Here is a 15,044-nt window from a genome sequence, read left to right on the forward strand (position 1 = left end):
GTCCGCCCCTCTCCGTCAAGTCGTGCGGTACCAGTGGTCTCTCGGTGGAACCTACGGCAACCGGCGCGTTCAGTAGAGGAAGTCGGCCTGTCCCGCCTTCACACCGTCCAGGAAACGCGTCATCTCGTGCGGGGTGAAGACGAGCGCGGGGCCGTCCGGGTCCGAGGACTGGCGCAACGCGATCCGTCCGTCGCCCAGCCTGCGCACCTCGACGCAGGCGCCGCCCGCGTCGTCGCTCCACGGCTTGACCCACTCGTGCGGGCCCGGTTCCGGGGACGGTGTCCCGGAGCCGGCGAAGTGCTGCGGGTGCTGGTCCATTCACAGCTCCTTGCGTAGCGCGCCGAGGAGTTCCTCGGTGCTTCGGGCCGGTACGGCCTGGGCGCCCAGGCGGTCCAGCGCCTCGCGGTAGACCACCACGTCGTCGCCCTTGTCCAGGTAGACGGCGCCCACGAGACCGCTGAGGTAGACGATGTCGGGGAGTTCGGGAGCCCGGAAGCGGAAGACGTGGAACGCGCCGGCCCGCATCGCGGGGTGCGGGCCCTGGGCGAACGGCATGATCTGGAGCGTGACGTTGGGCAGCCGGCCCACCTCGATCAGGTGGTCCACCTGCTCCCGCATCACCTCGGCGCCACCGACGGGCCAGCGCAGGACCGTTTCGTCCATGACGACCCACAGCCGGGGCGGCTCGGGGCGGGTGAGGATCTCCTGGCGCCGCATGCGCAGGGCGACCCGGCGCTCGGTGGCGACCGAGGAGGCGTGCGGATTGCCGGCGCTCAGCAGGGCCCGCGCGTAGGCCGGGGTCTGGAGCAGCCCGTGCACGAACTCGGGCTCGTAGGCGCGGATGTGCAGGGCCGCCTGCTCCAGGCTGAGGTAGGCGGCGAACCAGTCCGGCATGACGTCGCGGTAGGTGTGCCACCAGCCCCGCTTGTTCGCCTCGCGGGCCGACTTCAGGAAGGTGTCGATCTCCTGCTGGTCGCGGACGCCGTAGTACTGGAGCAGCTTCTCCACGTCCGGCAGCCGCAGGCGGGCCACCTTCGCCGCCTCCATGCGCCGGATCGTGGAGTGGCTCACTCCGATCGACTCGGCGGCCTGTTCGAAGGACAGACCGGCCCGGGTGCGCAACTCCTCCAGCTGTCTGCCGAGGATCATGCGCAGCACGGAGGGGGCACCGCCCCAATCGGTCTCCGAGGTCACACCATCTCCTTCTTCGCGGCCGCGCGCCAAGCCTCGGGTGCGCAGTCTGCCACGGCGGGCGTCCCCGTCCGAGGAGCATGCATCCACTCAACTGCAAATTTCAACTTGCCGGTTGCGTACGGTTGCTGACGGATGACACAGTGGTTCCACCGCCCCATTTCTTCACGTCCGGGTCGGTCTCGCATGACAACGTTCTCCTGGTGCACCGCCGGTTGTGCGCGTCGGCAGACCGCGCTCCCCTCCCGGCCAAAGGACACCCCCCATGGACCTGCAGCACACCCGTGATCCACGTCCGTCCACGGCCCCCGCCCCGCTGCCCCTGCCCGCCGGACTGCGCACCGGCCTCGGGCACGACGCGGTGGGCACCTCGCCGGACCACGGCGAGCGCATCCTGGCCCGCCTGCCCCGGGCGGGCTGCGTCTTCGCCGACCGGGGGCGCTGGTGGTGGATCGTGCCGTCGGGCTCCGACATCGGGGTCGCCTGGCCGCACGGCGCCCTCTACGTGAGCGGCGACCCTTCCTGGACCCGCGCGCGGGCACAGACCCCGCCCTCGGGCCCCCGCATGGTCCACGGACCCGACGGCGACTCGCCGTACACCGCGCCCATACCGCTGTACTTCCTCGTCTGCCGGCTCGCCGGGGTGACGCCGCGCTGGTCCCTGACCCCCTGAGGGAGCGCGGACCACCGGGCCGGACCCCGGTTCATCTTCCGAAGCTGGAGCGCCTCCCTCCGATTCATTTCGTTCATCTTATTGACATGTACAGGGGAGCACTACAACGTTGCAAGTCCCCCCACACCAAGGAGGACCGTGTGCTTTCCCCACGCAAGCTGACGGCGTCCCTGGCCGTCGCGGCGTCCCTCGGCGCCGTCGCCGTCGTCACAGGGCCGGCCGAACCGGCCTCGGCCGTGCCGGACACGATCCCGCTCACCCTGAAGAACGACTCGGGCAGCGGCGAACAGGTCTACGTGTACGTGATCGGCACCGAACTGGCCTCCGGCAAGCAGGGCTACGCCGACGAGAACGGAACCTTCCACGCCTGGCCGGCCGGGGGCGCCCCGCCGGTCCCGGCCCCCGACGCGTCCTTCACCGGCCCGGCAAACGGCGGGTCAAAGACCGTTCGGCTTCCGAAGTTCTCGGGCCGCGTCTACTTCTCCTACGGCCAGAAGCTGGACTTCCGGCTCGCCGACGGCGGGCTCGTCCAGCCCGCCGTGCAGAACGCCGACGATCCCAACCACGACATCCTGTTCAACTGGACGGAGTACACGCTCAACGACTCCGGTCTGTGGATCAACTCCACCCAGGTGGACATGTTCTCGGCCCCCTACTCCGTCGGTCTCACCGCGGGTGACGGCTCCACGAAGCACACCGGTTCGCTGAAGCCCGGCGGCTACAAGGCCGTGGCCGACGGACTCGCCCAGCAGGGCGGCGGCTGGGAGGGCCTGGTCCAGAACCGCGCCGACGGAACGCCGCTGCGCGTGCTGGCCCCCGGGCACGGCATCGGCTCCGGCGACCTGCCCGCCGGGGTGCTGGACGGCTACATCGACCGTGTCTGGAGCAAGTACGCCACCGACACGCTGACGGTCACGCCGTTCAAGGACCAGCCGGACACGAAGTTCTTCGGCAAGGTCAACGGGGACCGGATGGACTTCACCGACGGCTCCGGGGCCGTGGTGACCTCCTTCGAGAAGCCGGACTCCGACTCCGTCTTCGGCTGCTACAACAAGCTCGACGCGCCCAACGACCAGGTGCGCGGACCCATCTCGCGGACCCTGTGCGCCGCGTACAACCGGTCGACGCTGCTCACCAACCCCGAGCAGCCGGACGCCGACGCCTCCGGCTTCTACCAGGACGGCGTCACCAACCACTACGCCCGCCTGGTCCACGCGCAGATGCAGGACGGGAAGGCGTACGCCTTCGCGTTCGACGACGTCGGGGCCCACGAGTCGCTGGTGCACGACGGCGACCCCAAGGACGCGTCGATCACCCTGGAGTCCTTCGGCTGACCGGCCGGCCCCACCCGCGCCCGGACAGTCCGCACCGCACCACCTTCCCCCCACCCGAGTGCCCGCCCCCGCGTCGTGGGAGCGGGCCCACGAAAGGGAGAGACATGAACTCCCCACGCTTGATCCGCAGTTGCCTGCTCACCACCCTGTCGGTCGGCCTGGTGGCCGCCGCCGCGGTCGCGCCCGCGCACGCGGACCGCCCGGCGGAGACGGCCGCCGCGGCCGTGACGTTCTCCGACACCTTCGACGGACCCGCCGGGTCCGGCGTCGACTCCGCCAAGTGGCAGCTGGAGACCGGCGACAACGTCAGCAACCACGAGCGGCAGTACTACACGCCCGGCACCGACAACGCGAAGCTCGACGGCCAGGGGAACCTGGTGATCGAGGCCCGCCGCGAGAACCCGGGCAACTACCAGTGCTGGTACGGGTCGTGCGAGTACACCTCCGCGCGACTCAACACCTCGGGCAAGTTCACCGCCACCTACGGGCACGTCGAGGCCCGGATGAAGATCCCGCGCGGGCAGGGCATCTGGCCCGCGTTCTGGATGCTGGGCCAGGACATCGGCGAGGTCGGCTGGCCGAACTCGGGCGAGATCGACATCATGGAGAACGTCGGCTTCGAGCCCTCGACCGTCCACGGCACCATCCACGGCCCCGGCTACTCGGGCTCGGGCGGCATCGGCGCGGGTTACACCCTGCCGAACGGCGAGGCCTTCGCGGACGCCTTCCACACCTTCGCGGTGGACTGGGCCCCGGACAGGATCACCTGGTCGGTCGACGGCAACGTGTATCAGACGCGCACGCCGGCCGATCTGAACGGCAACCAGTGGGTCTTCGACAAGCCGTTCTTCCTCATCCTGAACCTCGCGGTCGGCGGCTACTGGCCGGGCGACCCCGACGGCTCGACCACCTTCCCGCAGCAGCTGATCGTCGACGAGGTGAAGGTGACCACGAGCGACGGCTGACGGTTCCCTTCTTCCGGGACCGGCGTTGAGTCGATCGCCGCGCGCGCACGTAGGGAGTACGGGAGGAGTCTCGTACTCCCCACGGCCGCGTCGTGCGCGGCCGGACGCCGCACGACCCGAGGGAGCGCCCACCGATGAGCACCGCACGCCTGAACGACCGGCTGACCAGGCAGCAGCCCCTGGTGCTCGGCCTGTTCCGCATCGTCCTGGGCCTGCTGTTCACCAGTGAGGGCGCCGCGACGGTCTTCGGGCTGCTGGACCGGCCGGCCAGTCCCGTGGGTGACTGGCCGTTCTGGTACGCCGGGGTGATCGAGCTGGTGACCGGCGCCCTCGTCCTCGTCGGCGTGGCCACGCGCGGCGCGGCGTTCGTCGGCTCGGGGATCATGGCGTTCGCCTACTTCACCGAGCACCAGCCGGACGGACTCTTCCCGCTCCAGAACGGCGGGCTGTCCCCGGCGCTGTTCTGCTGGGGCTTCCTGCTGCTGGTCTTCTTCGGGCCGGGCGCCCTGTCCCTGTCAGGGCGAGGTGGTCGTCGCCCCGGCGGCGCCTGAGGCGTCGTCCTCCTGGGCCGCCGGGGGCGGGAAGATCAGGTCCTCGAGCGCGTCGGCGGCGAAGAGGAAGGCCATCATCACGACCGGTAGGAGAAGCGCGAGCAGAATCACAGGACCTCCCGGTAGGTCGGTCTGTGGGCTCCGTGGCCCGGCTACCAGGATGACCCCGAATGGCGGAACGCGCACGGCGGGACCGGGCCCACAGCGATCCCGCTCCATTTCGAACATACGTTCCGAGGGTGGCCGGAGCCCCTTCTCGCGCACCGCACCGCGACCCTCACCTGCACCTCAGGTGACCCTTTGGCCAACCGTTCATGCATATGCAGAACGAATGTGCGGCGCAACCTCTGCCCAGGACATCGCCGTTGGGTGCGTATGGAACCCCCGATCGAGATCAACTACAGCGATGTCGGCGGCTGGACCGTCGTGGAGATCCGCGGTGAGGTCGACGTGTACACCGTGCCCACGATCAAGCAGCACATGATCGAGCGGCTCGCGGACGGACTCCGCCGGTTCGTCATCGACCTGCGCGGGGTGGCGTTCATCGACTCCATGGGCCTGGGCGTCCTGGTCGGCGCCCTCAAACGGGTCCAGGCAGTCCGCGGCGAGCTGAAACTGGTCATCACCGACGCCCACACCAAGCAGCTCTTCGCGCTGACCGGGCTGCGCCACGTCTTCCCCATCTACGACTCGGTGTACCAGGCGAGACGTACGTCGTGACCGGATGTCTTCTTGACGGTGGGCTCCCCCGGCCCCATATTCACCAGCATCCCCTCGACAACCCCCCACAGAGGTGACCTGTGAGAGGCCTCAGACCCTGGGCTGCCGCCCACGCAGCCACCGCTCTCCTCCTTCTCACCACGGCTCTCACCCCCGGCACCTCTTCCGCGGCCTCCTCCCCACCCAACGGGCCCGCCTTCGCCACGCACCCCGCGAGGGCGGCCCTGGCCCGCCTGCTCCCCCGCCATGTCTCGCAGTTCAGCCTCGTCCCGGCGGCCCGCCCCGCCTCGGGCGACTACTTCAGCGTCTCCGGCGAAGCGGGCCGTGTGCGCGTCCGGGGCACCAGTCCGGCGGTGATCCTCAGCGGCGTCAACTGGTACCTCAAGCACACGGCGAAGGTGGACCTCGGGTGGCCCGGGCGGAGTACGGAGAAGCTGCCGCGCACGCTCCCGGCGCCCACCGGGACCGTCCACCGGCAGGCGTCGGTGCCGCACCGCTTCGGGCTCAACGACACCGACGACGGCTACTCCGGCGCCTACCGCGACTGGGCCTCGTACGAAAGGCAGATCGACCTGCTCGCCCTGCACGGGGTGAACGAGGTCTTCGTGCAGATGGGCGCCGACGCCGTCTACCACGAGACGTTCCAGGAGTTCGGGTACTCCGGCAAGGAGCTGAGGTCCTGGATCCCCGGTCCGGCGCACCAGCCGTGGTGGCTGATGCAGAACATGTCCGGCTTCGCCGGTCCGGTCTCCGAGCGGCTCCTCCAGGACCGCGCCGACCTCGGACGCCGGATCGCGGACCGGCTGCGGCAGCTCGGCATGACCCCGGTGCTGCCCGGCTACTTCGGCACGGTGCCCCCGGGATTCACGGAACGGAACCCCACCGGGCCGGTCGTCCCGCAGGGCGACTGGGTCGGCTTCCAGCGGCCCGACTGGCTGGACCCGCGCAGCGAGGTCTTCCGCCGGGTCGCCGCCTCCTTCTACCGCCACCAGCGTGCGCTGTTCGGCGACTCGTCGATGTTCAAGATGGACCTGCTGCACGAGGGCGGCCGACCGGGGAACGTGCCGGTCGGGGACGCCGCCCGTGCGGTGATGAACGCTCTTCAGACCGCCCGTCCCGGTGCCGTCTGGACCCTGATCGGCTGGCAGAAGAACCCCTCGCCGGAGATCATCGACGCCGTCGACAAGAGCAGGCTGCTCATCGTCGACGGGCTGTCCGACCGCTACAACGGGCTCGACCGGGAGACCACCTGGCACGGCGCGCCCTACGCGTTCGGCACCATCCCCAACTTCGGCGGCCACACCACCATCGGCGCCAACACATCCGTCTGGGCGGAGCGTTTCGACCAGTGGCGCACCAAGCCCGGCAGCACCCTCGCGGGCATCGCCTACCTGCCCGAGGGCACCGGCGGCAACCCGGTCGCCTACGAGCTGTTCACCGAACTGGCCTGGCGGACGGCCCCGGTGGACCAGCGGGCCTGGTTCGCCGCCTACGCGTCACGGCGCTACGGCGGCCCCGACCCGCACGCGTCCCGCGCCTGGGAGCTGCTGCGCACGGGCCCGTACAGCACGCCCTCCGGCACCTGGAGCGAGTCCCAGGACAGCCTGTTCACCGCCCGTCCCCGGCTGAACGCGACCACGGCGGCCAGTTGGAGCCCCGGCGCGATGCGCTACGACCCGGCCACCGTGCGGGAGGCGCTGGCCGAGTTGCTGAAGGTCGCGCCGGCGCTGCGGGCGACCGACGCCTACCGCTTCGACCTGGTGGACGTCGCCCGTCAGGCGCTGGCCAACCGCAGCAGGTCCCTGCTCCCGGAGATCAAGACGGCCTACGACGCCAAGGACCTGTCCCGCTTCCGTGCGCTGGCCGCGGAGTGGAAGGGCGACCTGGCGCTCCTCGACCGGCTGCTGGCGACCGACACCCGGTTCCTCCTCGGGCCGTGGCTGGAGGACGCCAAGTCCTGGGGCCGTACGCCGGCCGAGCGGGCCGCCGCCGAGTTCGACGCCCGGTCGATCCTCACCACCTGGGGGCACCGCTCCGGCAGCGACACCGGCGGGCTGCGGGACTACGCCAACCGTGAGTGGTCGGGGCTCGTCCGCGACTTCTACGCGATGCGGTGGACGACGTACCTCGACTCCCTCGACACGGCGCTGGTCACCGGCGGCCCTCCGGCCGCCATCGACTGGTTCGCGCTGGAGAACGCCTGGAACCAGGAGCGCGACCGCTACCCCGTCCATCCCTCCGGCGACCCCGTGGCCGCGGCCACCGCGGTCCTCGCCGCCCTGCCCGCCCCCGCGGGCGGCTGACGGTACGTCACGTTCGTCACGAACAGTCCCGCACCGAGCTACGAGGGAAGGACCGCGCATGCGCTTCACCGTGCTCTCGGAACCCGACGGCAGACGCTCGGCCAGACGTGCGGGTGCCGTCGTGGCCGCACTGGGCGGTCTGGCCCTGGCCCTGACGACGACCACCGCACACGCCGCACCCGCCGACCCCGACGTCATCGCCCACCGCGGCTCCTCCGGCATGGCACCCGAGAACACCGCCGCCGCCATCGACCTCGCCATCACCCAACGCGCCGACTTCGTCGAAATCGACGTCCAGCAAACCAAAGACGGCAAACTCGTCAACTTCCACGACTGCACCATGGAACGCACCACCAACATCGAAGACCTCTACCCCGACCGCCCCCGCTACCGCGTCTCCGACTTCACCTGGAACGAACTGCGCCGCCTCGACGCAGGCACCTGGTTCCACAAGAAATACACCGGCGAACCCCTCATCACCGTCGACGACGTCATCCGCCACATCGACCACACCCGCACCGGACTCCTCGCCGAAATCAGCCCCTGCGGCCACTACACCGACATCGCCACCGACCTCGCCGACCACCTCCACACGAAACCCGCCTACCTCCGCCGCGCCCTCGCCCGCCACCAACTCGCCGTCCAGTCCTTCCAGACCGACGACGCCCGCCAATTCCACACCCGCCTGCCCGACATACCCATCGGCATCCTCGACGCCGACCGCCCCACCGACACCGAACTCCAGCAACTCAGCGGGTGGGCCGACCAGATCAACCCCCAGCACACCGTCACCGACCAGACCCTCGTCGACCGCATCCACCAACTCGGCATGGACATCAACGTCTGGACCGTCGACGAACCCGGCGCCATCCGCAAGATGACCGGCCTCGGCGTCGACGGCATCATCACCGACTACCCCCAGACCCTCACCCAGCGCTGAGTCAGGGCCGGGTCGCCCGGTCCAGTTCGATCAGGACGGAGTGGTACGAGCGCCCCGTCGCCCGGTCCATGCCGATCTCGCACATCCGGTTGGCGGACAGGTGGGCGTCGTAGGCGCGCGAGGTGACCTCGGCGGCCTCCTTCTCCGTCGCCGACGCCGTCAGCTCCTTGTGCAGCATGCCCCGGTCACCGGCGAAGGCGCAGCATCCGGCGTCGTCCGGGACGACGACCTCGTCGGCGACCGCCTCGGCGACCTCACGCAGTTGACCGACGTCGCCGAGGTGCTGCATCGAGCAGGTGGGGTGCAGTACCGCCGAGCGGGCGGTGCGCCGGATCGTGAGCCCGGGCAGGAGTTCCTCGGCGGCCCAGACGACGGAGTCGACCACCGTGAGGTGCCGGTGCAGTTCCCGGTTGGCCTCGGTGAGGTGGGGGACGACCTCGTCGGCGATGCCCAGGGTGCAGGAGGAGGCGTCGACGACCAGCGGGAGCCGTCCGCCGTCGGTCCAGGCCCAGGCGGCCTCGACGACGCGGTTGGCCATCACGGTGTTGGCGTCCTCGTAGCCCTTGGAGTGCCAGATCGTCGAGCAGCAGGTGCCGGCGACGTCGTCCGGGATCCAGACCGGTTTGCCGGCGCGGGCCGAGACGTCGACCACGGCCTGCTGGAGCGAGGGGGTGTCGTCGCTTCCGGCGCCGCCGAAGATGCGGTTGACGCAGGCGGGGTAGTAGACGGCCCGCGCGTCCGTCTTCGTGGTGCGGGGCACGGCGCGGGCGGCGGCACCGGGGATCTCCGGCAGCCACTCGGGCACCAGGTCGGGGCTTACGGCCTTGCGGGCGAGGCCGGTGGCGGCCGTCAGCAGCCGGTCGGCGATCCGGTCGGCCGCGCCCACCGCCAGCCGCGCCGACGCCTCGACGGCCTTGAACCGCCTGGCGGTGAGCGCGGCGATCCGCTCCTCTCGGGGGGAGTGCCGCTGGTGCCGGAAGTCCTTCATCATGGCGCCGGTGTCGATGCCGACGGGGCACGCGATCCGGCAGGTGGAGTCGCCCGCGCAGGTGTCGACGGCGTCGTAGCCGTAGGAGGCGAGGAGTTGTTCCTCCACCGGTGAGCCGTCCGGCTGGCGCATCATCTCCCGGCGCAGCACGATCCGCTGGCGTGGCGTGGTCGTCAGGTCGTGGCTGGGGCAGGTGGGTTCGCAGAAGCCGCACTCGATGCAGGGGTCGGCGACGGCTTCGATGCCGGGGATCGTCTTGAGGCCGCGCAGGTGGGCCCTGGGGTCCCGGTCCAGGACGATCCGGGGTGCCAGGACGCCGTCGGGGTCGACGAGTTGCTTCGTGCGCCACATCAGGTCGGTCGCCCTCGGGCCCCACTCCAGCTCCAGGAACGGGGCGATGTTGCGTCCGGTGGCGTGCTCGGCCTTCAGCGACCCGTCGAAGCGCTCCACGGTCATCCGGCAGAAGTCGTCCATGAAGGCGGCGTACCGGTCGACGTCGGCCGCCTTCGACGCGTCGAAGGCGAGCAGGAAGTGCAGGTTGCCGTGGGCGGCGTGACCGGCGACGGCCGCGTCGAAACCGTGGCCGGCCTGGAGCCGGAGCAGGGCCTCGCAGGCATCGGCCAGCCGGGACGGCGGGACCGCGAAGTCCTCCGTGATCAGCGTGGTGCCCGCCGGCCGGGAGCCGCCGACCGCGGTGACGAACGCCTTGCGGGCCTTCCAGTACCCCGAGATGACCTTGGCGTCGCGGGTGAACTCGTTGGTCACGGAGGCGACGGGGGCGACGAGGCTCAGCCGTTCCAGGACGTCGGCCGCCGCCCGTTCGTACGCCTCCTGGCCCGCCTCGTCCGGTGCCCGGAACTCCACCAGCAGCGCGGCCGTCTCGCGCGGCAGTCCTGCCCAGTCCGCCGGCACGCCCCGCACGCTGACCGAGGCGCGCAGGGTGTTGCCGTCCATCAGTTCGACGGCCAGGGCCCCGGCCTCGTTGAAGAGGGGCACGGCCGCCGCGGCGGCGGTCAGCGACGGGAAGAAGAGCAGGCCACTGGTGACCCGGCGGTCCAAGGGCAGGGTGTCGAAGACGACGTCGGAGATGAACCCGAAGGTGCCCTGGGAGCCGACCATCAGACCGCGCAGGATCTCCACGGGCGTGGTGCCGTCCAGGAAGGCGTCGAGCCGGTAGCCGTTGGTGTTCTTGATCTCGTACTTGGCCCGGATGCGGTCGGTGAGTGCCGCGTCCGCCTCGATCTCCGCCTTGAGGGCGAGCAGACCCGCGCACAGGTCCGGCTCGGTGCGGGCCAGCTCCTCGTCCGCGTCCGGGGCGGCCGTGTCGACGACGGTGCCGCTCGGCAGCACGAAGGTCAGCGAGGCGAGGGTGCGGTACGAGTTGCGGCTGGTGCCCGCGGTCATGCCGGAGGCGTTGTTGGCGACGACCCCTCCGACGGTGCAGGCGATGGCGCTGGCCGGGTCGGGGCCCAGGACCCTGCCGTACCGGGCGAGGGTCGCGTTGGCCCGCATCACGGTGGTGCCGGGACGGATGCGGGCCCGCGCGCCGTCGTCCAGGACCTGCACGCCGGTGAAGTGGCGGCGGACGTCGACGAGGATGTCCTCGCCCTGGGCCTGGCCGTTCAGGCTGGTGCCGGCGGCGCGGAAGACGAGATCGCGGCCGTGGGAGCGCGCGTACCCCATGATCGCGGAGATGTCCTCGGTGGTCTCGGGCAGGACGACGACCTGCGGGACGAACCGGTAGGGGCTGGCGTCGGAGGCGTACTTGACCAGGTCGGAGACCTTCCAGCGGACCTTCTCGGGACCGAGCAGTGCGGTCAGCTCCGCGCGGAGCCGCTCGGGTGTGCCCGAGGCACCCCGGTCGGGGACCCGGTCGGCCGCGGCGGCGCGGGCCGATCCCGGGCGGAGGCTGTCCGGCTTGGGCTCCAGCAGGGGCATGACGTTCGTCTCCCACACGGTCTCGTTCGGTGCTGATCAGCGTACGACTGCGAAGGGCTCGCGTGCCCCGGGGTGTGCCGGGGCACGCGAGCGCGGAAGGGTGGTCACTCCGGCGTGGGAGGGCCGGGCAGGGCGGCCACCACGTCGATCTCCACGAGGATGTCCATCAGGTCCGACCCGACGGTGGTGCGCACCGGGCAGGGCTCGTCGAAGAACTCGCGGTAGGCGGCGTCGTAGGCGGCGAAGTCCCGCTTCAGGTGTTGCAGGTGCGTGGTCACCTTCACGACGTCCCCCAGGGAGAGCCCTTCCTCGGCGAGGACCGCGCTGACGTTGCGCAGCACCTGTGCGGTCTGCGCGCCGACGCCTTCGGGCACCTCGCCGGTGGCCGGGTCCTGCGGGCCGAACCCGGCCGTGAACAGCAGTCCGCCGGCCACCACGCCCTGCGCGTACGCGCCCGCCGGCCGGGGAGCCCCGGTCGTGCGCACGGCTCGCTTTCCGGTCCGCCCGCTCATCCGGTGAGGTCTCCGTCCCGCTCGTTGACCCCGGCGTAGTGCCGGAGCTTGTCCTCGTCCACCCGCACGCCCAGGCCCGGTCCTGACGGCACCCGCAGCCTGCCGTTCTCCAGGTGCAGCGGCTCGATGATGTCGTCCGCGTGCAGGTAGTACATGCTGTCGATCGCCCGGGAGAGGACGGGTGTGCTCGACACGACGGCCAGGTGCGCGGCCGTGGCGATGCCGAGTTCACCGCCGCTGTGCAGGTTCATGCCGAGGCCGAAGGTCTCGCAGTGCGCGGCGAGCGCCTTGGTCGCGGCGATGCCGCCCCACTTGTAGACGTCACCGTGGATGACGTCCACGGCGTTCAGCCGCATGGCGGGCGCGAAGTCCTCGAAGCGGACGACGCACATGTTGGTGCACAGCGGGATGCGCACCTTCGCCTTCACCTGGCTCATGCCCTCGATGCCGACGCACGGGTCCTCCAGGTACTCCAGGTCGAGTTCCTCCAGCGCGATCCCGGCGCGCACCGAGTCGGGGACGGACCAGGCGGCGTTCGGGTCGACGCGCAGGTTCACCCCGGGCAGCGCCTCGCGGACCGCGCGCAGGATGGCGACGTCGCCCGCGCAGTCCTTGGTGCCCTTGAGCTTGACGGCGTCGAAGCCGCCCTCGGCGACGACGCGCACGGTGTGCTCCGCCAGGGCCCTGGGCAGGTCCGCCGGCGTGGCGCCCGGCGCGTCGGCGCGGGTGATGAGCGCGGTGATCGGGACCTCGTCCCGCACGGGGCCGCCCAGCAGGTCGGTGAGGGACTGGCCGGTCGCCTTGCCCATCGCGTCCCAGCAGGCGACGTCGACGGCGGCGAGCGCCGCGTAGCCGAGGTAGCCGTAGAAGAACGGCACCATGTGCTGCTTGCGGTGGAAGCTCTCCAGGGCGAAGGGGCTGGTCCCGATCAGGTCGGGGGCCAGTTGCCGGACGATCGCGGCGACCGGGGCGCCCCACATCGTCTCGCCCCAGCCCTCGACGCCGTCGTCGGTGCGGATGCGGACGACGGTGCGGGTCTCGCCGGTCTTGGTCTCGAACGAACTCGTGAAGGGGTTGACCAGCGGGAGGTTGACGACCCACACGTCCACGTCAGTGATCTTCATTGCTTCTCCTTGTCGCAGCTTCATCAGGACGGCCGGCTCGCCGTGTCGAACGCCCGGATCGCGTCGGCGAGGCCGCGCGCCCGGTCGTCCAGCAGCAGGCCGCCCCGGACGGCGTCGGCGCCGGACGCGTCGTCCGTGGCTCCGTCGACCCGCTCCCACTCGCCGTGGCGTTCCACGGTCAGGCCGGGGTGCGGCGGGTTGTCGAACAGGGGCGGCGGCTCCACCGGGGCGCGGGCGGGCACGGGTGTGCGCACCAGACGGGGGTGGGCGGCGAGCATCAGTGAGGTCTCGAACCATCCGGCGTGCCCCGGGGTGACGTCCGGCCGGCCCGCCCCGTCCTCGCCCGCGGTGAGGGTCCAGTACGAGCAGGCGGCGACGGTCACCCGGGCGCGCAGCGCGAACCGCTTCACGGCGAGCCGCATGATCTCGTCGTTGCCGCCGTGGCCGTTCACGACCATCACCCGGTGGTGTCCGCTGGTCACGAGCGAGTCGAGGACGTCGTCGAGGACCGCGCCCAGGGTGGCGGCGGAGAGCGAGACGGCGGCGGCGAACAGGTGGTGCGGGCTGTGGCCGAAGGGCAGCGCCGGCAGGCGTACGACCTCGGGTGCGGCCGCCTCCCGGGAGAGGAGGTCCAGCGCCCGGTCCACTACCTCCTCGACCAGGAGGGTGTCGGTGCCCATGGGCAGGTGCCCGGCGTGCTGCTCCTGCGAGCCGATGGGCAGCAGGGCGATGCCCCGCTCACCGGCCCGGCGGACCTCGCGCCAGGTGAGTTCGGTCAGTCTCGATTGGCTCACGGTGCTACCTCTCCGAAACGGGGCCGTGGCAGAGTCGGCGCATGGTCCACAAAAGTTCTCCGTTGCGACTGGTCCCCGCGGCCGTGCCGCGACCGGCCGCGCCGCCCGCGCCGCGGCGGCTGGGCGCCGTCGAGCTGGTGCCCGGCCGGGTCAGGGCGGCCGTGCTGTCCGTGGCGGGCCGGGTGCTGGACCGCGCCGAGTCGTCGTACGACGCGGCCGGTGCGACGCCGGCGGACATCGACGCCGCGCTGGAGGAGGCCGCCGGTGTCTTCGCCGCGCACGACCTCCAGGGGATCGGCGTGGCCGCGGCGGGGCTGGTGGACCCCCGCGCGGGGCTGATCCTGGAGGTGAACGACGTGCCCGCCCTGCACGGCTATCCGGTGACGGAGCGGCTCGGCGCGCTCACCGGCGCCGGGGTGCGGGTGGAGCACCGGGCGCGGCTCCAGGTGCTCGGCGACCGCTGGTTCGGCGCGGGCCGCGGGCGGCGCACCTTCGCCTCGGTGTCGACGGGCGAGGTGCTCGGGGTCGGTGTCCTGTACGACGGCGAGGTGATGGCCCCGCCCGGCGGGCGCAGCGGCGCGCACATGACCGTGTCGGCCAGTGGCGAGCGCTGCACGTGCGGCAGCCGGGGCTGCTGGAAGACGGTGGCCACGACCGGCTGGCTGCGCGCCCGGGCGCGGGATGCGGGCCTCGGTCCGGCGGTGTCGCTGGAGGCGCTGGTGAACGGCGGGGACGCGCTCGCCGGACGGGTGGTGGAGGAGTACGCGCACAACCTCGCGCTGGGTCTGGTGAACGTGCAGCAGCTGTTCGCGCCCGGTCTCTTCATCCTGCACGGTGAGGCGCGTGAGGGCGGTGAGCGCTTCCGGACCGTGGTGGAGGAGCGGCTGCGCGAGGCCGTCGCCTTCACCGAGGCCGAGCAGCCCCGGGTGCTGGTGGGCACCGCCGCCGTCGACGACGTCGCGCTGCTCGGCGGTGCGGGTCTGGTGCTGTCGCACTTGTAGGGCGGTGCGG

General features: G+C 71.5%; 15 protein-coding genes. 8 read left to right on the plus strand and 7 right to left on the minus strand.

Going from position 1 to position 15,044, the window contains the following annotated elements:
- Positions 1-69: 69 nt before the first annotated feature.
- Together ACZ67M_RS27975 and ACZ67M_RS27980 are read right to left on the minus strand one after the other, a co-directional pair.
- Positions 70-318: a DUF397 domain-containing protein gene (locus tag ACZ67M_RS27975; RefSeq protein WP_361359721.1), complete on the minus strand. Its 249-nt coding sequence runs from the start codon at positions 316-318 to the stop codon at positions 70-72.
- Positions 319-1,194 (minus strand): helix-turn-helix domain-containing protein, encoded by an 876-nt coding sequence (locus ACZ67M_RS27980; protein WP_125491164.1) that lies wholly within the window; start codon positions 1,192-1,194, stop codon positions 319-321. It lies immediately after the preceding gene.
- Positions 1,195-1,456: 262 nt separating this feature from the next.
- Here ACZ67M_RS27980 and ACZ67M_RS27985 point away from each other — a divergent pair, with 262 nt between their 5' ends.
- The 4 genes from ACZ67M_RS27985 to ACZ67M_RS28000 all read left to right on the plus strand — a co-directional run bounded on the left by ACZ67M_RS27985 (position 1,457) and on the right by ACZ67M_RS28000 (position 4,714).
- A complete protein-coding gene (locus ACZ67M_RS27985) occupies positions 1,457-1,864 on the plus strand; it encodes a hypothetical protein (RefSeq protein WP_385797994.1) in 408 nt (135 codons plus the stop codon).
- A gap of 140 nt (positions 1,865-2,004) precedes the next feature.
- Complete coding sequence (locus ACZ67M_RS27990; RefSeq protein WP_469853355.1) at positions 2,005-3,198, plus strand: glycoside hydrolase family 64 protein; 1,194 nt, start codon at positions 2,005-2,007, stop codon at positions 3,196-3,198.
- A gap of 104 nt (positions 3,199-3,302) precedes the next feature.
- Positions 3,303-4,163: a glycoside hydrolase family 16 protein gene (locus ACZ67M_RS27995; protein ID WP_361359711.1), complete on the plus strand. Its 861-nt coding sequence runs from the start codon at positions 3,303-3,305 to the stop codon at positions 4,161-4,163.
- Positions 4,164-4,297: 134 nt separating this feature from the next.
- Positions 4,298-4,714, plus strand: a complete 417-nt coding sequence (locus ACZ67M_RS28000; RefSeq protein WP_469853357.1) for a DoxX family protein — start codon at positions 4,298-4,300, stop codon at positions 4,712-4,714.
- Here ACZ67M_RS28000 and ACZ67M_RS28005 read toward each other — a convergent pair.
- Positions 4,679-4,825, minus strand: a complete 147-nt coding sequence (locus ACZ67M_RS28005) for a hypothetical protein (protein WP_469853358.1) — start codon at positions 4,823-4,825, stop codon at positions 4,679-4,681. The two genes, ACZ67M_RS28000 and ACZ67M_RS28005, sit on opposite strands and share 36 nt — an antisense overlap.
- A gap of 264 nt (positions 4,826-5,089) precedes the next feature.
- On the opposite strand from ACZ67M_RS28005, the gene ACZ67M_RS28010 reads away from it, so the two are divergent.
- From ACZ67M_RS28010 to ACZ67M_RS28020, 3 genes are all read left to right on the plus strand, one after another.
- Positions 5,090-5,434 carry an STAS domain-containing protein gene (locus ACZ67M_RS28010; RefSeq protein WP_352156618.1) on the plus strand — a complete coding sequence of 115 codons (345 nt, stop codon included), beginning with the start codon at positions 5,090-5,092 and terminating at the stop codon, positions 5,432-5,434.
- Between the two features lie 80 nt (positions 5,435-5,514).
- Positions 5,515-7,737, plus strand: coding sequence for an alpha-N-acetylglucosaminidase (locus tag ACZ67M_RS28015; RefSeq protein ID WP_469853360.1), 2,223 nt, complete (start codon positions 5,515-5,517; stop codon positions 7,735-7,737).
- A gap of 58 nt (positions 7,738-7,795) precedes the next feature.
- Positions 7,796-8,677, plus strand: coding sequence for a glycerophosphodiester phosphodiesterase (locus ACZ67M_RS28020; RefSeq protein WP_469853362.1), 882 nt, complete (start codon positions 7,796-7,798; stop codon positions 8,675-8,677).
- Position 8,678: 1 nt separating this feature from the next.
- Here ACZ67M_RS28020 and ACZ67M_RS28025 read toward each other — a convergent pair whose 3' ends face one another.
- From ACZ67M_RS28025 to ACZ67M_RS28040, 4 genes are all read right to left on the minus strand, one after another.
- Positions 8,679-11,603 (minus strand): FAD-binding and (Fe-S)-binding domain-containing protein, encoded by a 2,925-nt coding sequence (locus ACZ67M_RS28025; protein WP_469853364.1) that lies wholly within the window; start codon positions 11,601-11,603, stop codon positions 8,679-8,681.
- 104 nt (positions 11,604-11,707) lie between these two features.
- Positions 11,708-12,115 carry a RidA family protein gene (locus tag ACZ67M_RS28030; protein WP_392018774.1) on the minus strand — a complete coding sequence of 136 codons (408 nt, stop codon included), beginning with the start codon at positions 12,113-12,115 and terminating at the stop codon, positions 11,708-11,710.
- A complete protein-coding gene (locus ACZ67M_RS28035; RefSeq protein ID WP_450738338.1) occupies positions 12,112-13,239 on the minus strand; it encodes a mandelate racemase/muconate lactonizing enzyme family protein in 1,128 nt (375 codons plus the stop codon). Before ACZ67M_RS28035 ends, ACZ67M_RS28030 begins: the two co-directional genes overlap by 4 nt.
- Positions 13,240-13,262: 23 nt before the next feature.
- Positions 13,263-14,033: a creatininase family protein gene (locus ACZ67M_RS28040; RefSeq protein WP_361368208.1), complete on the minus strand. Its 771-nt coding sequence runs from the start codon at positions 14,031-14,033 to the stop codon at positions 13,263-13,265.
- A gap of 62 nt (positions 14,034-14,095) precedes the next feature.
- Between ACZ67M_RS28040 and ACZ67M_RS28045 the strand changes: the two genes are divergently transcribed.
- Complete coding sequence (locus ACZ67M_RS28045; RefSeq protein WP_355827186.1) at positions 14,096-15,034, plus strand: ROK family protein; 939 nt, start codon at positions 14,096-14,098, stop codon at positions 15,032-15,034.
- Positions 15,035-15,044 lie beyond the last annotated feature (10 nt).

This window comes from Streptomyces sp. NPDC107500 (genome assembly GCF_055582785.1).